This is a genomic window from Methylosinus sp. C49, assembly GCF_009936375.1.
Classification (GTDB): Bacteria; Pseudomonadota; Alphaproteobacteria; order Rhizobiales; family Beijerinckiaceae; genus Methylosinus.
In genome coordinates, this window is sequence record NZ_AP022332.1 from 3,240,238 (window position 1) to 3,265,225 (window position 24,988).

Consider the following 24,988-nt stretch of genomic DNA (forward strand, 5'->3'; position numbering starts at 1 on the left):
TCGGATGAGGGCGGCGGTGATCGGCGGCGCTTCAAAAACTTTTCGAGATCGCTGCGGCGGGCCGGGCCCTCATCCGACCATCGCTGACGCGAGGGCCACCTTCTCCCACAAGTGGGAGAAGGGACCGCCCTACTTTCAAAATGACGGACTCCGTCTTATCATTTCGCGTCGGACCGGTCGACCGCGCCCCTATTGCCCCGTGCGCGAAAACCATTCCTCTTCGCTGATGACCTCGACGCCGAGTTCCTTGGCCTTGGCGAGCTTGGAGCCGGCGCCCGGCCCGGCCACGACGAGATCGGTCTTCTTCGACACGGAGCCGGAGATTTTCGCGCCGAAGCGCTCGGCCTGCGCCTTGGCCTCCTCGCGCGTCAGCCGCTCCAGCGCGCCGGTGAACACCACCGTCTTGCCGGCGACCGGCGAGGCGCTTTCGATCTGCGGCATGGGCTCGAGCGTCAGATGCGTGAGAAGCGCATCGATCTCGTCCTCATTATGCGTCTCGGCGAAGAAATCATAGAGCGCCTCGGCGACGACGACACCAATGCCTTCGATCGATTCGATGCGCTCGCGCGCCTCGCTTCCCGGCGCGGCCTCGCGCGCCGTATCGCGAAGGCTGGCGAAATCGCCGAAATGCCGCGCGAGGCGCTTGGCGTTGGTCTCGCCGACATGGCGAATGCCGAGCGCGAACAGAAAACGATTGATCGGAACGCTGCGCCGCGCGTCGATCGCGGCGAAGAGATTGCGCACCGAGGTCTCGCCATAGCCCTCGCGATTCTTCAATTTCGTGAGGTTCTGCTCGTCGTGCGCCTCGAGCGTGAAAATTTCGGAAGCCCTGCGAATGAGGCCCTCCTCGAAGAAAGCCTCGATCTGCTTGTCGCCGAGCCCTTCTATGTCCATGGCGTTGCGCGAGGCGAAATGCTTCAACCGCTCGATCGCCTGCGCCGGACAAACCAGCGAGCCGGTGCAGCGGCGCACCACATCGGCGACGCCCTTCTCGTCGATCTCGCGCACCGCCGCCGAGCCGCAGGCCGGGCAGACATGCGGGAATTCATAAGGCTTCGTCCCCTCCGGCCGCTTATCGAGAACGACCTCGACGATCTGCGGAATGACGTCGCCGGCGCGCTGCACGACGACAGTATCGCCGACGCGAATGTCCTTGCGCGCGATCTCGTCCTCATTGTGCAGCGTGGCGTTGGAGACGACGACGCCGCCGACCGTCACCGGCTCCAGCCGCGCGATCGGCGTCAGCGCGCCGGTGCGGCCGACATTTATGTCTATGCCGCGCACGATGGTCTTCGCCTGCTCCGCCGGGAATTTATGCGCCACCGCCCAGCGCGGCGCCCGCGAGACGAAGCCCAAGCGCGTTTGCAGGCCGATATCGTCCACCTTGTAGACGACGCCGTCTATGTCGTAGTCGAGCGTCGGGCGGCGCGCCTCTATGCGACGAAAATGCTCGAGCATCTCCTCGGCGCCGGCGCAAATTTTGGTGAGCGGTTCGGTCGGCGAGCCGAGATTGGTCGGCAGGCCGAAGCTCGCCAGCGCCTGCACCATGCCATATTGCGTGTCGGACGGCATGACGCTCACCTCGCCCCAGCTATAGGCGAAGAAGCGCAAAGGGCGACTCGCGGTCACGCTCGGATCGAGCTGGCGCAGCGAGCCTGCGGCGGAATTGCGCGGATTGGCGAAGAGCGGCTTATTCGCGGCCGCCTGTCTTTCATTGAGCGCGAAGAAATCCTCGCGCCGCATATAGACCTCGCCGCGCGCCTCCAGCACATCCGGCCAGCTCTCGCCATTGAGGCGCTGCGGAATTTCCTCGAGCGTGCGAATATTGGCGGTGATATCCTCGCCCTCATAGCCGTCGCCGCGCGTCGCCGCATAGACCAGCGCGCCTTTCTCATAGCGCAGCGAGCAGGAGAGGCCGTCGATTTTCGGCTCCGCGGTGAAGAAGAGCGGCGCGTCGTCCGCAAAGCCCAGAAAGCGCCGCACGCGCGCGACGAAGTCGTGGACCTCCTCGTCGGCGAAGACGTTGCCGAGCGAGAGCATCGGCACGACATGTTTTATTTTCGCGAATTTCTCCGCCGGCGCGGCGCCGACCTTCTTCGTCAGCGAGGCGTCGGACGAAAGCTCGGGAAAGGCTTTTTCCAATGCCTCATAGCGCTGGCGCAGCGCGTCATATTCGGCGTCGCTGACCGCGGGAGAGTCTTCCTGGTAATAGCGGCGGTCATATTCGGCGAGCTGTTCCGCGAGCCGCGAATATTCGAGCTTCGCCCGCCGCGGCGAGAGATCTTCGATCGGCGTGGGCTTTCTCTCGGCGCGTTTGCCCGAGGGGCGACCATCATCAGCGCTCATGATGACTTCCGAACTTGAAAACCAGCGCGCGCCCCTTCTCCCACTCGTGGGAGAAGGTGGCCCTCGCATCAGCGAGGGTCGGATGAGGGCTCGCGCCGCTTCAGCCGTTTACGATCATTTGCGCGGTGACGCAAAGCGGTCGATATCCTACGCCGCCTCGGGCGCCGCGCCCACCAGCCTGCGCGCCTCCATCGGGCTGATCGGGCGGCCGAAGGCGTAGCCCTGCGCATAGGCGCAGCCGAGCTGATAGAGCTCGATGGCGTCCGATTCCGTCTCGGCGCCCTCGGCGACGACATCCATGCCGAGATCATGCGCCAGCGAGATCAGCGAGCGCAGAATCACTGCGCGCGAACCCTTGCCCGTCTGGCGCGTGAAGGAGCGGCCGATCTTGATCGTGTCGAAGGGAAAGCTCTGCAGATAGGCGAGCGAGGAATAGCCGGAGCCGAAATCGCTCATCGCGAGGCCCGCGCCCAGCTCTTTGATTCGCCCCAGCATTTGCGCGGCGTATTCGGGGTTTTCCATCACCAGCCCCTCGCCGAGCTCTAGCTTGAGGCTGCCTTTGACGATGTCGTTGCGCATCAGCACGCTCTTCACATCTCGTAGCAGATCGTGCCGCAGCAATTGCCGCGAGCCTATGTTGACGCAGGCGAAGATCGGCGGATCGACGGCGAGCGCGCGCTGCCAGGCGGCCAGCTCGCGCGCCGTGCGCTCCAGCGCCAATAGGCCGAAATCGACGACGAGGCCGGTCTGCTCGGCGACCTGGCCGAACTCGCTCGGATCGAGCTGGCCGAGGCGCGGATGGTCCCAGCGCAGCAGCGCCTCGAAGCCGGCGATGGTGCGATCCTCGAGCCGCACCACCGGCTGGAAGAACACCTTGATCTCGCCGCGCTCCAGCGCGCGGCGCAGATCGGCCTCCAGCGTCAGCCGGTCGGAACGCTGCGCGCGCATCGCCGGGCGGAACACCTCTATGCGATTGCCGCCGAGCTTTTTGGCGTGGCGCAGCGCGATCTCGGCGTCCTCCAGCATTTCGTAGCGGTCGGGATGCAATTCCTTGTCGAACAGCGCCACGCCGATCGACACCGACAGCGAAATCTCGCGATCGGTGAAGCGCACCGGCGTCGCCAGCGTCCGCCGCACCGAATCGGCGAGCGCGATCACTTGGTCGGCGTTGGTCTCGGAGACGAGGATGATGGCAAAACGATCGCCGTCGAGCCGCGCCAGAGTGTCCTGCTGCTGCAGGAGCCGGGTCAGGCGATGGGCGATGGTGAGCAGGATCGAATCGCCGGTGGCGACGCCGACCTGCTCGTTGATCTGGCGAAAGCGGTCGATATCGACGGCGAGCACTGTGGGCCGCACGCCCGCCTCGAGCCCGGCGAAAACCAGCGCCGCCTCCAATCGGTCGAAGAACAGCTCGCGATTGGGCAGGCCGGTCAGATTGTCGTGGACGGCGTCATGCAGCAGCCGCTCGCGCGCGTTGCGCTCGTCGGTGACGTCGGTGAGCGTGCCGACGACGCGAATGACCTCGCCATCCTGCCCGATCACCGGGCGCGCCCGCAGCCGGTAGCAGAAATAATGGCCGTCTGCGGCGCGCAGCCGGAATTCCTGATTGATCCGCCCGCGCCGCTGCTCGAGCAGCGCGTCCAGGCAGGCGCGATAGCGGTCGTGCTCGAAAGGATGCAGCAGAGCGAGCCAGGAGGAGGCCGCCCCCTCGAGCCCGCCACGGTCGAGGCCGAGCTGCTCCTCCACCTCCGGGCTCACATAGATGTAGTCGGCCGGCACGTCCCAGTCGAAGACGATCTCATTGGCCCCGGTCAGCGCCAGCGCCTTGCGCTCGGTGTCGGAGATCGCGCCATGGGCGAGGCCGCCGCTGGCGAAGGCATTTTGCATAACGGTGAAGCCGATCAGCATCACGATCAGCACCAGGCCGCCGACCAGCGCCGGCGAGACGAGGTCATTGGTCAGCCAGCCGGCCACGGTGAAGCCCGCTGCGCAGACCCAGAGCAGCAGCAGAAACCATGTCGGAATCAGCATGATGGCGCGATCGAAGCCATGCGTCGCCAGATAGAGGACCAGCACGAAGCCGACGGCCGAGACTGTGGCCAGCGAGATGCGGGCGACGCCCGCCGCCACCGGCGCGTCGAAAATGGCGAGGCCGACGAGATCGGCGAGAATCAGCAGCCAGAGCGCGGCCACATGCCAGGCGCGCACATGCCAGCGGTTGAGGTTGAGATAGGCGAAGAGAAACACCACCAGAGTCGCCGACAGCACCGTCTCGGCGCCGGCGCGCCAAATGCGGTCGGCGTTGGGATCGACGCCGAAAATTTTGGCCCAAAAGCCGAAATCGATGCAGACATAGGCCAGCACCGACCAGGCGAGCGCCGCCGCCGCCGGGAAGATCACCGCGCCTTTGACGACGAAGACGATGGTCAGGAACAGCGCCAGCAGGCCGGCGATGCCGATGACGATGCCCTTGTAGAGGGTGAGGCTCGTCACCTTGTCCTTGTAGGAGTCCGGCTCCCACAGATAGAGCTGCGGCAGATTGGGCGTGCGCAGCTCGGCGACATAGGTGATCGTCGTGCCGGGATCGAGGGTCAGGCGAAAAACATCGGCGTCCCCGCTCTCCTCATGTTCCGGCGGGAACCCCTGGCTCGCGGTGATGGCCGAAATGCGCGTCGCGCCGAGATCCGGCCAGATCACGCCCGATCCCTGAAGGCGGAAATGCGGAGCGACGATCAGACGCTCCAGCTGCTCGTCCGTATCATTTGTGAGCGCAAAGACGATCCAGCTGGGGCGGGTGCCCGCTTCCTTGGCGCCCACTTCTATGCGCCGGATGATTCCGTCGGAGCCCGGGGCGGTCGACACCTGCAGTCGGTCGCCCTCGGAGGAATATTTCTCCACCGCATGGGTGAGGTCGATGGCGGAGGCGTCCTGCGGCACGCGCACGGAGTCGATGGCGAGCGCCCGCGACCCGCAAAGGACGAGAAACAGGAGGGCGATCAGATATCTGGATAGCGGCACGAATCTCGTCTCTGGCGCGCAGGCCCAAAAAGTCCGATTGTCGCGGGGCGGACCGGTCGGCTTTCGGATTTCTTCTTGTCTGAATTTTGACTGGTACCGGCTAAGTCGTCGCTCTGCAAGCCGGTATGGTCTTTGCGTATCGCGGGGCGGGCGAGCGGCCGCGCTTGCGGAGGCCGAACGGGGCCAATATACGCTGAAACAGGAACAGGGCGGAAATTTAGAAGTTCTCTAGATTTGGGAGATGCGTCCGCGCAGAGCCCTCGTCTGGCGGCTACAGCCTGTCGAAACTAAGGAAACTGGATGCGTAGCGCTCTCGGCGGACCCCGCTTGCTGCTCCGCCGGCTTCGCGAGGTCATGGCGGAGCCGGTGAGCGCGCAGGCGCGGCTCGACAAGATCGTCGTGCTCATCGCGTCCAATATGGTGGCGGAAGTCTGCTCGGTCTATGTGCTGCGCGCCGATCAACGGCTCGAGCTCTATGCGACCGAAGGCCTCAATCGCGAGGCGGTGCATCTCACCACAATGCACGCCGGCGAGGGCCTCGTCGGCCTCATCGCCAAAAGCGCCGAGCCGCTGAACCTCTCCGAGGCGCAGGAGCACCCCTCCTTCTCCTACAAGCCGGAGACGGGCGAGGAGATCTACCACTCCTTCCTCGGCGTGCCGATATTGCGCGGCGGCAACACGCTCGGCGTGCTCGTCGTGCAGAACCGCGTGCGGCGCATCTATTCCGAGGAGGAGATAGAGGCGCTGCAGACGACGGCGATGCTGGTCGCCGAGATGATCGCCTCGGGCGAATTGCGCTCCATCGCCAAGACGCCGGAGAGCTTTGCGCTCGACCGCCCGGTGGCGGTGAAGGGCGCGCCGATGTGCGAGGGCGTCGGGCTCGGCTACGCCGTGCTGCACGAGCCCCGCGTCGTCGTGAAGCAGCTCATCGCCGAGGATATCGCCGCGGAGATCCAGCGCGTCGATGCGGCGATCGAGGCGATGCGCCTCTCCATCGACGAATTGGTCGCCCATGGCGACCGCATGGGCGCCGGCGAGCATCGCGAGGTGCTGGAGGCGGTGCGCATCTTCGCCAATGACCGCGGATGGGTGCGCCGGCTGCACGAGGCCGTGCGCAGCGGCCTGACGGCGGAGGCCGCGGTGGAGCGTGTGCAAAACGACGCCCGCGCCAAGCTGCAACGCCAGACCGACCCCTATCTGCGCGACCGGCTCCACGATCTCGACGATCTCGCCAATCGGCTGCTGCATCAGCTCACCGGGCAGAGCTATGTGGCCGAGCGCGAATCGATCCCCGAGAACGCCATTCTCATCGCCCGCAACATGGGGCCGGCGGCGCTGCTGGATTACGACCGTTCGCGGCTGCGCGGCCTGGTGCTCGAGGAAGGCGGCCCGGCGAGCCATGTCGGCATCGTCGCCCGCGCGCTCGGGATCGCAACGGTCGGCCTCGCCGCCAATGTGACCGATCTCGTCGAGGCGGGTGACGCCGTCATCGTCGACGGCGTCACCGGCGACGTCCACATCCGGCCGCCGCCGGATGTGCAGACAGCCTATGGCGAGAAGGCGCGGCTGCGCGCCCGCCGCATGGAGCAATACGCCAAGCTGCGCGACGTGCCCGCCGTCACCAAGGACGGCGTGGAGATCGCGCTCCATATGAACGCCGGCCTCATCGTCGACGTGCCGCATCTGCACGAGACCGGCGCGCGCTCCATCGGCCTGTTCCGCACCGAGCTGCAATTCATGCTGGCGCCGCGCTTCCCGCGCATGAACGAGCAGTTCCTGCTCTACAAGGCAGTGTTCGACGCCGTGCAGGACCGCCCCGTCACCTTCCGCACGCTCGACATCGGCAGCGATAAAATCCTGCCCTATATGGCGACGATCGACGAGGAGAATCCGGCGCTCGGCTGGCGCGCGATCCGCATCGGCCTCGATCGGCCGGGCCTGCTGCGCATGCAGATCCGCGCCATGCTGAAAGCGGCCGGCGGACGCGACGTGCGCATCATGTTTCCGATGATCGCCAATATCGCGGAGTTCGAGGCGGCCAAGGCGATCGCGCATCGCGAGCTCGCGCATCTCCAGCGCCACGGCCATATGCCGCCAACCGATGTGCAGCTCGGCGCCATGGTCGAGGTGCCCTCGCTGCTGTGGGAGCTGGACAGCATCGCCGCGCGCGCCGATTTTCTGTCGGTCGGCTCCAATGATCTCGTGCAATATATGTATGCCGCCGATCGCGACAACACGCGCGTCTCCAAGCGCTACGACACGCTCTCCACCCCCGTGCTGCGCGCGCTGGAGCGCATTGCCGCCGCGGGCAAGCGCGCCGGCAAGACGGTGACGCTCTGCGGCGAGATGGGCGGCCGTCCGCTGGAGGCGCTGGCGCTGCTCGCGCTCGGCTATCGCTCGCTGTCCATGTCGCCGTCGTCGGTCGGGCCGGTGAAGGCGATGATTCTCGCCGTCAATCTCGACGAGGCGGAGGTGTTCCTGGCCTCGCTGCTCGCGAGGGAAGACGGCGCGCCGAGCCTGCGCGAGACTTTGCGCGAATTCGCCGCCGCACGCGATATTCCGGTCTGATAGAGTGAGTTGCGAGCAGCGAACCACCCTGCGCGCCCGTCGCTCGCGGAGGCCGAAATGTTGATCGGAACATGTCATTGCGGAGCGGCCCATTGGACGCTGGCAGGCGAGCCCGGCCCCGCCACCGCATGCAATTGCACGCTCTGCCGCCGCTATGGAGCCCTCTGGGCCTATGATTACGAGGGCGAGCGAATCGCCGTTTCCGGCCCGACCTCCTCTTACACGCGGCGAGGCGAGGACAAATCCGCGCTCGAGATTCTCTTCTGTCCGCGCTGCGGCTGCGTGCTGTGCTGGCGCGGCCTTCGCCTCGATCCAGACGGCCGCCGGAGAATCGCGGTCAATCTCCGGCTCGCCCCGCCGGAGGCGGTCGCCGATCTTCCGATCGACCATTTCGACGGGTTCGACACTTTCGACGACCTGCCGCGCGACGGCCGCTGCGTGCGCGATCTCTGGTTCTGAAGCCGCTGCTCCAAAACCGGCGGTTCGGGCTCGCGGCTGGCTCGCGACTTGGGCTTTCGGCCCGGAAGCGGATAAAGAGAGCGCAAACGCTCCGGAACCGACATGTTCGCCCAAGACAAGCTCGACCTCATTCTACGCCGTCACGAGGAGATCGCCGATCGGCTCAGCGCCGGCCCCGACGCCGCCAGCTTCGTCGCACTCTCGCGCGAGCTCTCCTCGCTCGACGACGTCGTCGCCAAGATCAGGACCTATCGCGCCGCACAGGCCGAGATCGCCGGGCTCGGCGAGATGCTGGCCGACCAGAAGCTCGATCCCGACATGCGCGAGTTCGCCGAGGGCGAATTGAATGTCGCGCAGGAGCAATTGCAGACCGCCGAGCAAGAGCTGAAGCTCGCTCTGCTGCCGAAAGATTCCGCCGACGAGAAGGGCGTCATCCTGGAAGTGCGCGCCGGCACTGGCGGCGATGAGGCCGCGCTCTTCGCCGGCGATCTCTTCCGCGCCTATCAGCGCTACGCCGGCGTCAAAGGCTGGACCGTCGAGATTCTCTCCGCCAGCGACGGCGCGCTCGGCGGCTATAAGGAAATCGTGGCCGAGATCGCCGGCCGCGGCGTCTATGCGAAATTGAAGTTCGAATCCGGCGTGCATCGCGTGCAGCGCGTGCCGGCGACGGAGACGCAGGGACGCATTCACACTTCCGCAGCGACGGTCGCCGTGCTGCCGCAGGCCGAGGACGTCGATGTCGCCATAGACGACAAGGACCTCAACATAGAGACGATGCGCTCCGGCGGCGCCGGCGGCCAGCATGTCAACAAGACCGAATCGGCGATCCGCATCACGCATATTCCATCCGGCATCGTCGTGATGATGCAGGAGGAGCGCTCGCAGCATCGCAACAAGGCCAAGGCGATGGAGGTGCTGCGCTCACGCCTCTATGACGCGGAACGCCAGCGCCTGGACAATGCGCGCGCCGCCGACCGCAAGGCGCAAGTGGGCTCGGGCGATCGTTCGGAGCGCATCCGCACCTATAATTTTCCGCAAGGCCGCGTCACCGACCATCGCATCAATCTGACGCTCTACAAGCTCGATCGCGTGATGGAAGGCGAAATGGACGAGATTTTTGACGCTCTGACGACGGATCATCAGGCAAAGCTGCTCGCGCAGAGCGAGGAGTGATCCGCAGGGTGCGAAGACGCACATCCGCGAGCCGTCGCGCTTCGTACGTTCGGGACGTTCACGAGAGACGTGAACGACACCGAGCCACGGAGCGCAAAAATGTCCAAGAAACTCCTCGCCGCCGGCCTGCTGGCCGCCACTCTCGCCGCCTCGACCTTCACCGCCTCCACCGCTCAGGCGGACCCCTATTGGCGTCACGGTCATCACGGCCACTACTGGGGCGGCGTCGCCGCGGCGGGCGCGCTGACCGCTCTGACTCTCGGCGCCATCGCCGCCTCCGAGGCGCCCAGCAATTGCTACATCGCTCGCCGTCCGGTCACGGACGATTGGGGCAATGTCCTCTACTTCCGCCGCATGCGCGTCTGCGAGTGAGCCGGCGCGGATGAGCGAGCCCGAAAAGGCGCGGCCCTTCGATCTCCAAGCGGCCGCGCCTCTCGATCGGAAAGATTCTAGCGCGCCCTCTCTCCCGCCCGCTCGTTCAAGCGGCGATAGAGCGTGCTGCGATGCACGCCGAGAATGCGCGCCGCCTTGCTGAAATTGCCGTCGCAGGCGTCGAGCGCCGCGCGCATCGCCGACAGCTCGGCGTCGCGGAGGCGGTGCTCCGCGAGCCGCGCGGAAGGCGGCTCGAAGCAGATGTCCTGCAGTTCCCAGGGACAATCGGTCGGCCGTGCGCGGCAGGCGCCGGGCGTGTTGGCGAGGCCATAATAGCGCCTTCCGTCGGTCCCGATGATCTCCCCCATTTGCGGCCCGGATCGCAGCGGCTCGAACAGCTCCTCCAATCGCGCCACATCGAGCGCGCACCAATCGCGCTGCACGAAGGAGAGGCCGCGGCGATTGGCGGCGATGAGGCGCCTGTCCTCGTCGAAGGCGAGCAGCCCTTCGCGCGGCGCGCCGACGACGGCCGGGTCTATGTGAAAGCGCAGCAAGGTGGCCGCCGCGAAAGCGCCGCCGCCGAAAAAGCGATGCTCGATCTGCTCCGCCGCGAAGCGCACGAGCCCCAGCGCATGCACGCGCTGCACGGCGGCGTGAGCGGCGAGCGCCAGCGCGCCGACGACGACGCCGCGCGGATCGATGATGGGCGCCGCCGCGCCGCTCAGAATATTATGGTTCTCGTAGAAATGCTCTCCGCCATGCACGGCCATGGCCCGCCGCTCGGCCAGCGCGGCGCCGATGGCGTTGGTGCCGGCGGCGGCCTCGCTCCAGAGCGCGCCCGGCTTCAGCGCGATTTCCGCCGCCTGACCAGCGAAGCCGATATCGCCGATGGCGTCGACCACCATGCCCTGCGCATCGGCGAGAATGACCATCGCGCCCGTCTCATGGGCTTCTGCGTTCAATGCGTCGAGCTCGGGCCGGCACAAGCGACGAAGCCGCTCATGCCGCGCGAGAAAAATCTGCAACTCGTTCCGCTCGAGCGGCGCGACGCGCGGCGCCCGGGCGGCGTCGAGTCCGAGTTCGGCGCAGCGCAGCCAGGAGCGCAGGATCGGCTGTTTCAGCTCGACTGTCGGCAGCTCGCCGCGGCCGAAGAATTTATCACGCGCCGCCTCCGTCAGGCTGGCGGAATAGAGGGGCATTTGAGACGCCTTTTCACGGCCGCCCGATCACGCGGCGGCGGCGGCCGAACCGTCGCCGGGCCGACCGCCGCTCTTTATTATGAGAACGCACCCACTTTGTGCACCGCACAAATTGTCGCAGGCAGATCCGCTATCCCCGCGATCAGAAAGAGAAAATCGTTCCCGCGACGAGCGCGTTGGTCCTCACCCCCTGCCCCAGCAGATTATGCGAGACCGAGCGTATGAACTCGCTCTGAAACGTGACCCAATCGGTGAAGCGATATTTCACGAAGCCGATCGTCGAGGCGTTGTCGGAGACGAGCGCGCCGTCGCCGAGCCGGCCCGGATAATCGGCGAGATTGGCGTCGAGATAGCTGACGCCATAGCTGCCGCCGAAGGTCAGGCGCTCGAAGATCGTATAGCCGGCCTGGGCGTAATAGCCGGAGGATTTGCGCCGCTCGCCGTCATAGCCGACGCCGTCGAAATAGAGTCCGGTCGTGCCGAGGCCGACGCCCTTATAGCCATAGCCGACCAGAGTCACAGGGCCGACGTCGAGCCGCCCGCCGGCGTCTATCGCCATGGAGCGCACGCCGGCGCCACGCGGCAGCAATATGGCGTCGCCGGATTCGACGCGATGCCGCTGGGTGAGGCCGGAGGTCCATAGCGTGAGCTTCATCCCCGGCGCGAGCTCGCCGATATATTTCACGCGCGCCTGAAAGCCCGGCTGGTCATGCCCGGTCATGACGCCCGAATAGGGAAGAACGCCGGCCGCCGACACATAGGAGCCGGCGTTGTCGTATTGCTGATAGGGCGAGAAGGCGCCGACCGAGACGGTGACGCCGTGGAAATCCGGCGTCGTATAGGTGAGCTGCGGAATCCAATCCGCATAGACATAGCCGAAGCCGATGCGGCCGAGGCTGGTGTTGGAAGGGCTGGCGTTGGCGGCGATGGTGCCGGCGCCGAACAGCGTGAAGTCGTTGAGAATAGCGTCTGCGGCGAAGAGGCCGAGATCGCGGCCGACCTTCAGCGAGCCCAAATCCGGCGAGCTGATCTCGCCGAACACCTGGCGCAGATCGACGCCCGGCGTGCCGAGCGCCACCGAGGCGCCGGAGCTATTGCCGTTGAGCAGACCGACGCGAATATTATTGCCGCCGGCATAGAGGCCGAGCGAGAAAGAGACCTTATAGCCCTCCTGCTCGGTCGAGAGATTGAGCGCCAGAGCGCTCGGCAGCAGGCCGGAGCGAATGGCGGAGGAATTATTATAGATGCTGCCGCCGCCGAGCCCGCCGGCGATGGTCGCCGTTCCCGCCTGCTTGAACTGCTCGGTCGCGAAAAAAGCGAGCTGGCCCGAGATGCGAACGTCGACCGCGCCGACGCGCGCGCCGATCCCTTTGTCGAGCCGCGTGATGTAGCGATCCGAAGGCGTCGCGACCGGCTGCGCGGCATGGCTCGCGACAGCCGCGCGGGCCGGCGCGGCGATCTCGGCCGCATGGCGCGCCTTGAGCTTGCGATATTCGCCCTTGGTGAGAATTCCCTTGGCCTTCAGCTGGTCGAGCAGCTGGTCTGTGGTGTCTGCGCGCGCCGCTCCGGCGAAAATAGAAATGCAGGCCAGTCCTGCCGCCATCACATTCGCCGCCTCGAGCCGCTTTGGACGCGGGGCGGCCACATCGCCGGTTCCTGTCATTGGCGTTTCCGTTTTTTTCTTGTGAAAAGTCCCGGCCGCCCTTCGAAGAGACGGCCGGGAAAGTTAGGGAGGATTGAGTGAGCCGCTCGTCATCGACCCAGCGGCGCGGGCCTCTTTCCCTGGGAAGGAAAGTGAGGTGACGGCGCGACCCGGCGCCGCCGCTCGCAAGAGCAGCGCGACGAGATCGGACCGAAATTGTGGGGGGGGCTGCGGCATGACCGCCATTCGCGAAGGAAAGGCGTGTCGAAATGCGGCAGATGAACGATCGAGCTCTTTCGATCAGCTAATGTGTCGTCTCGACTTCAAGCACAGCTCCCGATCTATGCTCGCCTCGCAAGAGGAGAGCGACGTATTTCTCGGGATGATTAGGCGCGATGCGTCGCACAATGGCAATTAGAACCGCTCGAAATCGCCTCAGAATTGTCACGCTATCGGCTTTGTAGCGGGAACGACTGACGCAGCCTGCGACAGTCGCGCTCTATTCGATGCAAAATGCGACAGCGCGACAATATGCGCAGCGCGGGGGACGCGGCACGATGTCGCGCACCCCGCGCTAAAACAATAGATTACACAAACATATTGCGCCGCAGCGCAGGCCGGCTCAGTGCCGGAAGTGGCGCACGCCGGTCAGCACCATGGCGAGGCCCGCCTCGTCGGCGGCGGCGATCACATCCTTGTCATTGACCGAGCCGCCCGGCTGAATGACCGCCGTCGCGCCGGCCGAGGCCGCCGCCAGCAGCCCATCCGGGAAGGGGAAGAACGCATCCGAGGCGACCACCGAGCCGACGGCGAAGCTCTCCCGCACGCCGGCCTCGCGCGCCGCCTCCTCCGCCTTGAAGGCCGCGGTGCGCGAAGAATCGACGCGCGACATCTGCCCCGCCCCGACGCCCACCGTCGCGAGATCGCGCGCGTAGACGATGGCGTTGGACTTCACATGCTTGGCGACGCGGAAGGCGAATTTCAAATCCGCCAGCTCGCTCGAAGTCGGCGCGCGCTTCGTCACGACGGAAAGAGTCAGATCGTCGACCACGCTATTGTCGCGCGACTGCGCCAGAAAGCCCCCCGAGACGCTGCGGAAGGTGAGCCCGCCCGCGCGCGGATCGGGCAGGCCGCCGGTGAGCAGCAGACGCAAATTCTTCTTCGCTGCAATAATGCCGATCGCCTCCTCGTCCGCCTCCGGCGCGATGATGACCTCGGTGAAAATCTTGACGATCTCGCGCGCCGCCTCGGCGTCGAGCTTGCGATTGACTGCGACAATGCCGCCGAAGGCGGAGACGGAATCGCAGCGCAGCGCCTTGCGATAGGCCTCGGCGAGGCTCGCGCCCTCGGCGACGCCGCAAGGGTTGGAATGCTTGATGATGGCTGCCGCCGCCGTGCGCGCTGGATCGAATTCCGCCACCAGCTCGAAGGCCGCGTCAGTGTCGTTGACATTGTTGTAGGAGAGCTGCTTGCCCTGGGCCTGCTTCGCCGTGGCGACGCCGAAGCGCTTTTCTCCCGTCAGATAGAATCCGGCGCTCTGATGCGGATTCTCGCCATAGCGCATCGGCTCGGACAAATGGCCGCCGATGGCGCGCCAGGGCGGGGTCGCCTCGCCGAGCGCGCCGGCCAGCCAATTGGAGATCGCGGCGTCATAAGCCGCCGTGCGGGCATAGGCCTTTTGCGCGAGGCGCCGGCGCGTCGCCAGAGTGGCGGCGCCGCCATTGGCGGAAAGCTCGGCGAGAAACCCTTCATAATCGGCCGGCTCGACCAGCACGGCGACATCATCGTGATTTTTGGCGGCGGCGCGAATCATCGCCGGGCCGCCAATGTCGATATTCTCGACGCAAGTCTCGAAAGGCGCGCCTTTGGCGAGCGTCGCCTCGAAGGGATAGAGATTGACGACGAGCAGATCGATCTGCGGAATGTCATGGGCGAGCATGGCCGCCTCATGCTCAGGATTCTCGCGGATCGCCAGCAGGCCGCCATGCACCTTGGGATGCAGCGTCTTCAGCCGCCCGTCCATCATCTCTGGAAAGCCGGTGACATCGGCGATATCGCGCACCGAAAGGCCCGCCTCGGCCAGCGCCTTGCGCGTGCCGCCGGTGGAGATCAGCTCGACGCCATGCGCGGCGAGAGCCTTCGCCAATTCGACGAGTCCGGTCTTATCGGAGACGGACAGCAGAGCTCTCGTGATACGGCGCAGATCGACCGGCATTCAGGTCCCTCGTTATGGAGCGAAGACGTCGCGGGGAAAGATGTCGCCCGGCGCTTATCATAGATCGCCCAGGGGAGAAACCAACTGCGTCCTAGAGCGGGACGTGGGAATGACGCTGGAAGCGGCGCAGGTGAATGCGCCCGAGCGTCGAAATGGCGCCGAGCGCCGTCTATCTCTTCCCCTTGTCGAACGGATTCTCGCCCGAACGCGTCGAGATGCGGATCGGCGTGCCGGGCAGATCGAAGGCGCGGCGCAATCCATTGGTGAGAAAGCGCTGATAGCTCGTCGGCAACTCGTCGAGCTGATTGCCGAACAGGATGAAATGCGGCGGCCGCGCCTTGGCCTGCGTCATATAGCGGATCTTGATGCGCCGGCCGGAGACCGCCGGCGGCGGCGTCTCGTCGATCGCGCTCTCCAGCCAGCGATTGAGCCGCGCCGTCGAGATGCGGCGGTTCCAGACCTCATGCACATCGAGAATGGCGCGCATGAGCTTGTCGAGCCCATAGCCGGTCACGCCCGAGACGGCCACGACCGGCGCGCCCTTGATCTGCGGCAGCAGGCGTTCGGCCTCCTCGCGCAGCTTGGCGAGGCGCGTCCCCGGATCGTCCACCGCATCCCATTTGCCGAGCGCAATCACTACCGCCCTGCCCTCGCGCGCGGCGAGATCGGCGATGGTCAAATCCTGCTTCTCGAACGGAATGGCAGAGTCGAGCAGCAGCACGACGACCTCCGAGAAGCGCACGGCGCGCAGCGCGTCGGCGCCGGCGAGCTTCTCCAGCTTGTCGACGACCTTGGCGCGCTTGCGCAGGCCGGCGGTGTCGAAGAGCTTCATATCGCGGTCGCGCCAGCGGAAAGGCACGGAGATGCTGTCGCGGGTGATGCCCGCCTCCGGCCCGGTGAGCAAGCGGTCCTCGCCGAGCAGGCGATTGATCAGCGTCGATTTGCCGGCGTTGGGCCGCCCGACCACGGCGATGCGCAGCGGCTTGGTCGGATCGACCTCGCTGCCGTCCTCATCCGCCGAGACGGCGATGTCGGTCGCCGCCTCTTCGTCCTCTTCCCAATCCGCGGTCGCCTCCGGCAGCGCCTCCCGCAGCGCGTCGTAGAATTCGCCGAGACCCTCGCCATGCTCGGCGGAGAGCGGCACAGGATCGCCGAGGCCGAGCTCATAGGCCTCGACCAGGCCGGCCTCGCCCTTGCGCCCTTCCGATTTATTGGCGGCGAGGATCACCGGCTTGCCGGCGCGGCGCACCAGATCGGCGAAATATTTGTCGTCCGGCGTCACGCCGACGCGCGCGTCGATCATGAAGAGAATGGCGTCGGCGGTCTCGATCGCCGCCTCGGTCTGCGCGCGCATGCGCCCTTCCAGCGTGGCGGAGGCGCCTTCCTCGAGGCCGGCCGTGTCGATGATGGTGAAGCGCAGATCGGCGAGGCGCGCCTCGCCCTCGCGGCGGTCGCGCGTCACGCCGGGCCGATCGTCGACGAGCGCGAGCTTCTTGCCGACGAGCCGATTGAACAGAGTCGACTTGCCGACATTCGGCCGGCCGATGATGGCGAGCGTGAAGGACATTGTGGCCCTTTGGTCCAACGTCGCGGCGACGTCGCCTGTGAGGCTCGCGCTTACTTGGCGGGAGCGGGTGCGGGTGCGGCCGGCTCTTTGGCCGCCGGCGGAGGCGCGGAGCCGCGCGCGGCGTCCAGCAGCGCCTTATAGGCGCCGGCGCGCTGGCGCATGGCGTGCGGAGCCTCCTGATCGTTGAGGATGAGCTTGAAGACGCGCTCGGCCTCGTCGAAATCGCTGTCCTGCAGCGCGTCGAGCCCGATGAGCTCCTGCGCCGTGTAGCGGAGCGGGCCATTGGCGGTGACGAGCTCGCCGAGCCGATCCGCCATCTTCTGGCGGTCGCCCTGCTCGAGCAGCAGCACGCCGGCGCGCAGCTTGGCGACCTGCTGGGTCAGCCTGTCGACGCCCTTGTCCTCGGCGATGGCGTCGAAGGCGGCGACGGCCTTGGCCTTGTCGGTCTTGGCCAGCCCCTCGGCCGCGCGCATGCGCGCCAGAGTGGCGTAGCCCCGCGGCGAATCCTTGGCCAGCGCCTCGAAGGCGGCGACCGCCTCGGCGTCCTTGCCGTCGGTCGCCAGAGCGGCGGCCGCGTCGTAGCGCAGATTGGCGGCCTCGGCCGTTTTCAAGCGATTGGTTTCGAAGAAGCTGTAGACGCCCGTCGCGACGACGACCAGAAACGCGCCGACAAACACCGGCGTCTGATAGCGCTTCCAGAGGTTGGCCGCCTTGTCCCGGCGGACGTCTTCGTCGACCTCGTGGAAAATGTCGGACATGACCGCTCCTGTCGCGTGGGCGCCGGAGGTTCCGGGCGCGGAGGCCGCTGTTAGCATGCGCGCGCACGCAAGGCCAGTTCCCCCGGCGTCGCCCGCGCCGAAGCCGGCTTCGCCATGGCCATGGGGCGCCGCGGGAAAATCGCCGAAGATCGATATAGCGCGGCGCCCGCTCGAGGGGGCTGTCGGCGCGCCTGATCCAGAGCCGGCCTGCGGCTCTGGATCGAAAGCGCTCAGGCTAGCGTCAAGCGCCGCCGGGCTCTCCGGTGAATTTCACCAATATGTCCTGGTCGCGCACCACATATTGGCAGGCGAGCCGATATTTGGGCGGAATATCGTCGACCACCGCGCGGGAAATCTCCTCCGCTGTGATCTTGCCCATGGATTTGAGCTGCGCCTTCTCCTTCTCGGTGAGCGTCGCGCCCATGGTCTTGTCGTCGAGCGGCGTCACCTCGATGAGGCAGGAGCCGCATTCGCCGTCCTTGCAATCATGTGGAATAGGAATCTTATTCGCCTCGGCGACGGCGAGTATCGTGTGCGTGTCGCCGGCGACCGCATAGACCGTCACATTTTTATGGAGAAGAGGGGTGGAGAAGGTGACATCGGGCATGGCCGTCCTCCCTTATTTTTTATTTGCAGGGAAGAGCGTACGCCCCGACTCATTATGCGTCAATCGATGATCGCATGCGGCAAAAAGCGCGAGCGATCCGTCGTCACCAATGACGCATCCTCACGCACGCCCATGCCCGCCGGCTCGCCGCCGACGAGCCAGCAGCCGAGCACGGGATAACGTCCGTCGAAGCTCGGCAACGCGCATAATTGCTGGCGCATGAAGCCTTCGCCGCCATAGTCGCCACCCGTGCGCGCGAGCAGAGTCTCGCCGTCGTAGAGCGCGACATTGGCGCCCTCGCGCGAGTAGAGCGGCTTGCGCGCATATCGCGTCAAAGACGCGGCGCGCGCGTCATCCTCGAAGAAACAGGGCAGAAGATTGGGATGGCCAGGCGCGGCCTCCCACAAATAGGCGAGAAATCCCTTGCTCGACGCGATCGCTTTCCATGGCGGCTCGACGAAACGCGTCGCGCCCATCGCCGCCGATTTGCCGAAAGCGTCGGCGAACATCCATTCCCAGGGATAGAGCTTGAACATTCGCTCCACGCGCCGCCCCAGCCGATCGACGAACCTCTCGCCTGCGAGGCCGATGTCGCGCATGTCGATGCGCGCGGTCCAGGAGCCGGCCTGCGTCGCGCAATCGGCGAGATAAGCGACATTGCCGCGATCCTCGACGCTCTGCGTCAAGCAGGCGAAATGCACAGGAGCGCCGCCCGCGATCTCGCGCCAGCGCGCGATCAGGCGATCATGCAGCGAATTGAACTGATCCGCGCCTTCCGGCAAATGGCCGCGCGCGATCATCTGCTCGAGCCAGAACCATTGCACGACGGAGGATTCGAACAGACTCGTCGGCGTGTCGGCGTTATATTCGAGCAGCTTCGGCGGGCCTTCGCCGGAATAGGAAAAGTCGAAACGCCCATAGAGCGAAGGATCGCGGCGCGCATGACTCTCGGCAATGAGCCCCCATGCGTGACGCGGAATGCGCAGACGCTCGAGCGCCTGCTCGTCTTTCACAATGCGCGCGACGACATGCTCGCTGAGCGCGGAAAGATCGGCCGTCGCTTTCTCGAGATCGTCCTCGATCTCGCGCAGGGAGAAAACATAGCGCGCGCTCTCGTCCCAATAGGGCTCGCCATCGGGCTGTGCGTATTGAAAGCCGATTTTGCGCGCCTCCTCGGCGAAGTCCGGCCGCGGCGGCGAAAGCTCGCGCCTCATGAGCCGCCGCCGCCATGGCCGGCGGCGCCGAAGCCGCCGAAGGAAACGGCATGGCCGGAAGACGCCGCGCCCGCATGTCCTGACGAGCTCTCGCCCGAAGAGGAATGGCCGCCGGAGCCGCCATGGCTATGCGACTGGCGGCATTCCTCCTGCCGCTCCCAGTTGGCGTCCTCGGCGCAGTCGCGTCCATGCGCATATTCGATCGCCCCATAAGCAATCGACAGCGAGCCGGCGGCAATCGCCGCGACGGTGTGCGCATATTCGATCGTCGCGTAGGTCCCGATCGACAGCGAGCCGACGGCGATCGCCGCAATGGCGATTGTGCGCTTGCGGCTCCCGAAAGGCCCGCTCGGGCCGCCGGGGAGCCCCTCGGGCGCATGGGTGACGACGGGCGGCGCCAGCCCACGGCGACCGAACTCCTTGCGCGGCGGCTCGGCCATGGCTCTCACGGACTCATGCAGGCGGCGCTGAGCACGCCGGCGGAAATGGAAACCGCGCCGAGCCACACCGCCGCGGCGATGGCGTTCTGCTCGATCGCCTGCGAAAGGCCCGGATGCGCGAGCCGCGCGAGAAGATAAGCGATGATCTGCGTGGCGAAAGCGACAAAGCCCCAAATGATGAATTCGAGCGCCGATTGTGTATTATGCACCGCGCCGGCGAGCGCGATGGCGAAGCCGATGAGGCTGCCGCCGAAGGCGATGGCGGCGGAGGCGTTGTGCTCCTCGACGATGAGGTCGAATTCGCAATGCGGCGTCAAGCGCGTGTAGACGACGCAGAATGCGGCGCAATAGGCGATGGCCCCGAGAAAATAAGCCGCAAAGGACAGAAGGCCGGATGCGAGATCTGCTGGCAAAGTCGATCCTCTCGTAAAAATTGCGAAGAGGTTAGCAAAGCGGATGAACGAAAGATAGAAGCGCCGCGAGACGCAGTCTCACGAGCCGCCCGCGTGAAAGCCGCCGCTTTCGCCGAATCCGCCGTAATAGGCGTGATAGCCCGACAAACTGCCGCCCCCACCTCCGCCGCCTCCGCCTCCGCCACCACCTCCCGGGTCGCTGCCGCGTTCGCAATCGCGCCGCGGATCGGCTGCGCATATTTGACGATCGACGATCTGCGCCAGCGCGAAAATTCCGATCGAGATCGCGCCGAGCGCGATCAGCGCGATGGCGAGCGGCCACGCTTGCTCTGACGGCAGATGCAGAGATTCGCCGACGGGCGCCTCTAGGCGAGGCGGCGGGGCCGGGCGCGGTCCGAGGCCGTGACCATAGATCGCTATGCCTTTGCGTTCGACGCGAAGCGATCGCTTGCGCGGGCTCTCCGCGCGTCTCGGCCCCAGACCGTGGCCGAAAAATTCGATGCCAGGCTCTTCCTCCGCCATGTCTCATCGACCGTGGGGAAATGCGATGCAATGAAACAGCGCCGACGCTATGACGCCTCCGATGACAAATCCCGAGCGCAAAGTCGCACCTTTCGAAAATAGATACGCAAACATATCGAGAGACCGCGAAGAAAGATAGGCTCGCGCGACCGACCGCGGTCTCCGTCAAAACACCCCCGCCTCCAGCCCCGCGGCCATCGCCATGCCGAGCTCGCGGCACGCCTCGACGAACTCCTCCCGCCAAGGCCCGCGAAAAATCAGCGGCTCCTGCGCCGCGCGCCAGCGCAGCCCGGTTGCGACCGTCTCGACGCTGCGCCGCGCGCCGGCGCCGTCGTTTCCGGCGCGAATATAGAGCGCATAGGGACGGCCCTGCATGCGCTCGAGACAGGGATAATAGCTGCGGTCGAAGAAATCCTTCAGCGCGCCGCTCATATAGCCGAGATTTTCGGTCGTTCCCACAATGAGCGCATCGGCGGCGAGCGCATCCGCCGGCGTCGCCTCCAGCGGCGCGCGCGTCACGATCTCGACGCCGGCGATCTCGCGCGCGCCGGCTAGGACCGCCTCGCGCAGACGCTCTGTATTGGGCGAAGGCGCATGGGCGAGGATGAGAAGGCGCTTGGCGGTCATCGGGCGAGTTCGTCTCTCGATTCGTCTCTCGCGGCCGTCGCCGCGTGCGCCGCCGCACAGCGCGGCCAGTAACAAAAATGATAGCGATTCTCGTAAATAGCGCGAGCGATCACAATTCGATCCCATTGAGATGCGAGAGCCGTTTTCGAGCGGCGCTAGGGCGTGGCCGTTGGACGGGATAAAGTCGTTACGCCAATACGAATCGAACGGATGCACATGGCGCAACAATTTCTTACTCGATCCTTCGCCGATGGAGCGCGGCAGGGGCCGACGCTTCCACAGCGCATCATCCTCGCCGAGGGCTGGACGCGCCGCGCCATCGCCTTTGCGGCGGGCGCCGTGGGCGCGCTGGCGCTGGCTCCCCTCGATCTCGCCCCGGCCATGCTCGTGACCATGTGCGTCTCTGTGTGGCTGCTCGACGGCTCGGCCTCCGCGCGCGGCGCCGGCGGCCTCTCCTATCTCGCCGGCTCCATGCGCCGCGCGGCCGGCGCTGGGTGGTGGCTCGGCTTCGGCTATTTTCTCGCAGGGCTGTGGTGGCTCGGCGCAGCCATGCTGGTGGAGCCGGATCAATTCGCCTGGGCGCTGCCGCTGGCCGTCATCGGCGCGCCGGCCGTCCTCGCGCTGTTTCCGGCGCTGGGCTTCGCGCTCGCGCGGGCGTTGTGGTCGGGCGGCTCGGCGCGCATTTTCGCGCTCGCGGCGGGGCTCGGCGCCTCGGAATTTCTGCGCGGCTACATCCTCACCGGCTTTCCCTGGAATGATTTCGGCATGGCGCTCGCCGCCATTCCCTTTCTCGATCAGACCGCCTCCATCGTCGGACTGCACGGGCTCGATATCCTCGCGGTCATTCTGTTCGCCGCGCCCGCGACGCTCATCGACGGCCCGCGGCGCCTCACGCCGGCTGTCATCGTCGCGCTCGTCCTTTCCATCGGCATGGCGAGCTATGGCGCGCTGCGGCTCGGCGCCGGCAAGACGGAATATGTCGAGGGCGTCAAATTGCGGCTGATGCAGCCCAATCTCCCGCAGGACGCGAAATTCAAGCCCGAGAACGGCCCGGCGATCGTGAGCCGCTACCTCGAACTCTCCGATCGCGCCGTCGCGCCCGGCCGCTCCGGCGTCGCCGACGCGACGCATCTGATCTGGCCGGAATCGGCCTTCCCCTTCATCCTCTCGCGCGATCCAGAGGCGCTGGCGCGCATCGCCGCGACCATGCGCGGGGCCGTGCTGCTGACCGGCGCGGCGCGCGTGGAGGAGGATACGCGACGAGAGGACGGCAAGCGCCACACAAAGATCTTCAATTCGATCCTCGCCGTTCAGGGCGGCCGCATCGTCGCCGCCTATGACAAGACGCATCTCGTGCCCTTTGGCGAATATCTGCCACTCTCCAAGCTGCTCGCGCCGCTCGGCGTCTCGCAGCTGGTTCCCGGAACATGGGACGAAGGAACCGGGCCGCGACGGCTCGCCGCGCCGGGATTGCCGCTCGCCGCGCCCCTCGTCTGCTACGAGGCGATCTTCCCCGGGGAGACGGTCGAGCCCGCAGGCGAGCGGCCGCAATGGCTGCTGAATGTGACCAATGACGGCTGGTTCGGCATGACCAGCGGACCCTATCAGCATTTCGCCCAGGCGCGTCTGCGCAGCATAGAGGAAGGGCTGCCGCTAGCGCGCGTCGCCAACACCGGCGTTTCCGCGGTCGTCGATCCTTATGGCCGCGTTCTCCACCGCCTGCCGCTCGGCGTCGATGGCGTCATCGATGCGCGCCTGCCGCGCGCGGCCGATGCGCCGCCCTTTGCCGCCCATCCTTTTCGCTGGACTTCAACGCTTTGGTTCTTCACAATAATTTTCGCCCTGTTCGGACGCTTTCGCGGCCTCGCGGGTTCGACTTCCGGTCGTGCGACCGGGTGACGACACGCTTCTCGACACGATGGCGAGCACCTCCGCGCCAGCGATCGAAAGGGCGAAGTCCACTTGTAGATCAGCCTCTTCGAACAAAAGGCGGTAGCTGATGAGCAAAAGGAAGCATTCGCAGTGAAGAAAGCGCCCGATCCGATCGACAAGCATGTCGGAAGTCGCGTGCGCATGCAACGCATCCTGATGAAGATGAGTCAGGAGAAGCTCGGCGAGGCGCTCGGCCTCACATTCCAACAAGTGCAGAAGTATGAGAAAGGCACAAACCGCATAGGCGCCAGCCGGTTGCAGCAGATTTCCAAAACGCTGAACGTGCCGCCCTCCTTCTTCTTCGAGGGCGCCCCCAACGCCCAGCCCGCCACCGGCGACAGCCTCGCGGAGGAATCCTCCTCGCAATATGTCGTCGATTTCCTCTCGACGGCGGAAGGCCTGCATCTCAATCGCGCCTTCGCCCGCATCAAGGACCCCAAGGTGCGCAAGCGCGTCATCGACCTCATCTCGACGCTGGCCGAGCAGGAGGACGTCGCGCGGGAGGCGGACATGGGCGATGCGGCCGACAAATAGGCCGAGGCTCGGCTCACCCCGCCAGAGTTCTCTATAAAGAACATATCGGCACAAACGGCTTGACGAAACGAACGACGCCTGTACTGATTTGGGCGAATGGAGAGGTCTGTCCGCCGGAAATCGGCGGAGCGGCGATTGGACGGAGATTGGATGTGACGCGACAGAACTATCTTTTCACCAGCGAGTCGGTTTCGGAAGGCCATCCCGATAAGGTCTGCGACCGCATTTCCGACGAGATCGTCGATCTGTTTTTTCGCGAGGGCGCCAAATTCGGCGTCGACCCCTATCAGATCCGCGTCGCCGCGGAGACGCTCGCCACCACCAATCGCGTCGTGATCGCCGGCGAGGTGCGCGGCCCCGCCATTCCCAAGGAGCAGATCGTCGACGTCGCCCGCAAAGCGATCAAGTCCATCGGCTATGAGCAGGCCGGCTTCCATTGGCAGAACGCCGATGTCGAGGTGCTGCTGCACGCCCAGTCCGCCGATATCGCGCAAGGCGTCGACGCCGCCGGCAATAAGGACGAGGGCGCGGGCGATCAGGGCATCATGTTCGGCTACGCCGTGCGCGAGACGCCCGATCTGCTGCCGGCGCCGATCTATTACGCCCATAAGATTCTCGAGAAGCTCGCCCACGCCCGCCACACCGGCAAGGAGAAGGGCCTCGGCCCGGACGCCAAGAGCCAGGTCACGCTGCGCTATGAGAACGGCAAGCCGGTCGAGGCCACGCAGATCGTGCTCTCGCATCAGCACACCGACGAGAATCTGACTCCGCAGGACGTTCGCGCCATCGTCGAGCCCTATATCCTCGAGGCGCTGCCCGCGGGCTTCGTCACCAAGGAAACGGTTTGGCACGTCAATCCGACCGGCAAGTTCCACATCGGCGGCCCGGACGGCGACGCCGGCCTCACCGGCCGCAAGATCATCGTGGACACCTATGGCGGAGCGGCTCCGCATGGCGGCGGCGCCTTCTCCGGCAAGGACCCGACCAAGGTGGACCGCTCGGCCGCCTACGCCGCCCGCTATCTGGCCAAGAACATCGTGGCCGCCGGCCTCGCCGATCGCGCGACGTTGCAGCTCTCCTACGCCATCGGCGTAGCCGAGCCGCTGTCGATCTATGTCGATCTGCACGGCACCGGCCAGGTTCCCGAGGACAAGCTCGAGGCCATTCTGCCGCAGATCATCCGCCTGTCGCCGCGCGGCATTCGCGAGCATCTGCAGCTCAACAAGCCGATCTACGCCCGCACCTCGGCCTATGGCCATTTCGGCCGCACGCCGGACGAGGAAGGCGGCTTCTCTTGGGAGCGCACCGATCTCGTCGACGCGCTGAAGGCGCAGTTCTCCTGACGCAGGCGATTTCCGGCGACGAAGACGCCCGAGACGAAG

Annotated in this window: 20 protein-coding genes; 7 read left to right on the plus strand and 13 right to left on the minus strand. The window is 65.9% G+C overall.

The window, feature by feature from the left end; all coding sequences use genetic code 11:
* Nucleotides 1-189 precede the first annotated feature (189 nt).
* Both ligA and GYH34_RS15330 read right to left on the minus strand, forming a co-directional pair.
* Nucleotides 190-2,346: an NAD-dependent DNA ligase LigA gene (gene ligA, locus GYH34_RS15325; protein WP_161914338.1), complete on the minus strand. Its 2,157-nt coding sequence runs from the start codon at nucleotides 2,344-2,346 to the stop codon at nucleotides 190-192.
* A gap of 147 nt (nucleotides 2,347-2,493) precedes the next feature.
* Nucleotides 2,494-5,364, minus strand: a complete 2,871-nt coding sequence (locus tag GYH34_RS15330; protein ID WP_161914339.1) for a sensor domain-containing phosphodiesterase — start codon at nucleotides 5,362-5,364, stop codon at nucleotides 2,494-2,496.
* A 300-nt stretch (nucleotides 5,365-5,664) separates the two neighbouring features.
* Between GYH34_RS15330 and ptsP the strand changes: the two genes are divergently transcribed.
* The 4 genes from ptsP to GYH34_RS15350 all read left to right on the plus strand — a co-directional run bounded on the left by ptsP (nucleotide 5,665) and on the right by GYH34_RS15350 (nucleotide 9,936).
* The gene (gene ptsP, locus GYH34_RS15335; protein ID WP_161914340.1) at nucleotides 5,665-7,932 is read left to right on the plus strand and encodes a phosphoenolpyruvate--protein phosphotransferase; all 2,268 of its coding nucleotides are present in this window, start codon (nucleotides 5,665-5,667) and stop codon (nucleotides 7,930-7,932) included.
* A 57-nt stretch (nucleotides 7,933-7,989) separates the two neighbouring features.
* A complete protein-coding gene (locus GYH34_RS15340; RefSeq protein WP_161914341.1) occupies nucleotides 7,990-8,391 on the plus strand; it encodes a GFA family protein in 402 nt (133 codons plus the stop codon).
* Nucleotides 8,392-8,493: 102 nt separating this feature from the next.
* Nucleotides 8,494-9,564, plus strand: coding sequence for a peptide chain release factor 1 (gene prfA, locus GYH34_RS15345; RefSeq protein ID WP_161914342.1), 1,071 nt, complete (start codon nucleotides 8,494-8,496; stop codon nucleotides 9,562-9,564).
* Between the two features lie 99 nt (nucleotides 9,565-9,663).
* The gene (locus tag GYH34_RS15350) at nucleotides 9,664-9,936 is read left to right on the plus strand and encodes a hypothetical protein (protein WP_036291384.1); all 273 of its coding nucleotides are present in this window, start codon (nucleotides 9,664-9,666) and stop codon (nucleotides 9,934-9,936) included.
* A 77-nt stretch (nucleotides 9,937-10,013) separates the two neighbouring features.
* Here GYH34_RS15350 and GYH34_RS15355 read toward each other — a convergent pair whose 3' ends face one another.
* The 11 genes from GYH34_RS15355 to GYH34_RS15400 form a co-directional block, all read right to left on the minus strand.
* Nucleotides 10,014-11,135 carry a helix-turn-helix domain-containing protein gene (locus GYH34_RS15355; RefSeq protein WP_161914343.1) on the minus strand — a complete coding sequence of 374 codons (1,122 nt, stop codon included), beginning with the start codon at nucleotides 11,133-11,135 and terminating at the stop codon, nucleotides 10,014-10,016.
* Between the two features lie 142 nt (nucleotides 11,136-11,277).
* The gene (locus tag GYH34_RS15360; protein WP_161914344.1) at nucleotides 11,278-12,798 is read right to left on the minus strand and encodes a porin; all 1,521 of its coding nucleotides are present in this window, start codon (nucleotides 12,796-12,798) and stop codon (nucleotides 11,278-11,280) included.
* A 601-nt stretch (nucleotides 12,799-13,399) separates the two neighbouring features.
* A complete protein-coding gene (purH, locus tag GYH34_RS15365; RefSeq protein ID WP_161914345.1) occupies nucleotides 13,400-14,992 on the minus strand; it encodes a bifunctional phosphoribosylaminoimidazolecarboxamide formyltransferase/IMP cyclohydrolase in 1,593 nt (530 codons plus the stop codon).
* Nucleotides 14,993-15,161: 169 nt separating this feature from the next.
* Nucleotides 15,162-16,559 carry a ribosome biogenesis GTPase Der gene (gene der, locus GYH34_RS15370; RefSeq protein ID WP_161914346.1) on the minus strand — a complete coding sequence of 466 codons (1,398 nt, stop codon included), beginning with the start codon at nucleotides 16,557-16,559 and terminating at the stop codon, nucleotides 15,162-15,164.
* Between the two features lie 50 nt (nucleotides 16,560-16,609).
* The gene (locus tag GYH34_RS15375) at nucleotides 16,610-17,317 is read right to left on the minus strand and encodes a tetratricopeptide repeat protein (RefSeq protein ID WP_161914347.1); all 708 of its coding nucleotides are present in this window, start codon (nucleotides 17,315-17,317) and stop codon (nucleotides 16,610-16,612) included.
* A 241-nt stretch (nucleotides 17,318-17,558) separates the two neighbouring features.
* Entirely contained in the window at nucleotides 17,559-17,924 is a 366-nt protein-coding gene (locus tag GYH34_RS15380) for a 2Fe-2S iron-sulfur cluster-binding protein (protein WP_024879375.1), read from the minus strand.
* 59 nt (nucleotides 17,925-17,983) lie between these two features.
* Nucleotides 17,984-19,138 (minus strand): glutathionylspermidine synthase family protein, encoded by a 1,155-nt coding sequence (locus tag GYH34_RS15385; RefSeq protein ID WP_161914348.1) that lies wholly within the window; start codon nucleotides 19,136-19,138, stop codon nucleotides 17,984-17,986.
* A complete protein-coding gene (locus tag GYH34_RS15390) occupies nucleotides 19,135-19,578 on the minus strand; it encodes a hypothetical protein (RefSeq protein WP_161914349.1) in 444 nt (147 codons plus the stop codon). Before GYH34_RS15390 ends, GYH34_RS15385 begins: the two co-directional genes overlap by 4 nt.
* Nucleotides 19,579-19,583: 5 nt before the next feature.
* On the minus strand, nucleotides 19,584-19,991 hold the full coding sequence (locus tag GYH34_RS15395; RefSeq protein ID WP_161914350.1) for a DUF350 domain-containing protein: 408 nt from the start codon (nucleotides 19,989-19,991) through the stop codon (nucleotides 19,584-19,586).
* 78 nt (nucleotides 19,992-20,069) lie between these two features.
* Nucleotides 20,070-20,513: a hypothetical protein gene (locus GYH34_RS21675; RefSeq protein ID WP_162561578.1), complete on the minus strand. Its 444-nt coding sequence runs from the start codon at nucleotides 20,511-20,513 to the stop codon at nucleotides 20,070-20,072.
* A gap of 165 nt (nucleotides 20,514-20,678) precedes the next feature.
* The gene (locus GYH34_RS15400; RefSeq protein ID WP_161914351.1) at nucleotides 20,679-21,140 is read right to left on the minus strand and encodes a flavodoxin family protein; all 462 of its coding nucleotides are present in this window, start codon (nucleotides 21,138-21,140) and stop codon (nucleotides 20,679-20,681) included.
* A gap of 216 nt (nucleotides 21,141-21,356) precedes the next feature.
* Here GYH34_RS15400 and lnt point away from each other — a divergent pair, with 216 nt between their 5' ends.
* The 3 genes from lnt to metK all read left to right on the plus strand — a co-directional run bounded on the left by lnt (nucleotide 21,357) and on the right by metK (nucleotide 24,949).
* Complete coding sequence (gene lnt, locus GYH34_RS15405) at nucleotides 21,357-23,039, plus strand: apolipoprotein N-acyltransferase (RefSeq protein ID WP_161914352.1); 1,683 nt, start codon at nucleotides 21,357-21,359, stop codon at nucleotides 23,037-23,039.
* Nucleotides 23,040-23,213: 174 nt separating this feature from the next.
* The gene (locus GYH34_RS15410) at nucleotides 23,214-23,606 is read left to right on the plus strand and encodes a helix-turn-helix transcriptional regulator (protein ID WP_174242461.1); all 393 of its coding nucleotides are present in this window, start codon (nucleotides 23,214-23,216) and stop codon (nucleotides 23,604-23,606) included.
* Nucleotides 23,607-23,758: 152 nt separating this feature from the next.
* Nucleotides 23,759-24,949 carry a methionine adenosyltransferase gene (gene metK, locus GYH34_RS15415; protein ID WP_161914354.1) on the plus strand — a complete coding sequence of 397 codons (1,191 nt, stop codon included), beginning with the start codon at nucleotides 23,759-23,761 and terminating at the stop codon, nucleotides 24,947-24,949.
* Nucleotides 24,950-24,988: the final 39 nt, after the last annotated feature.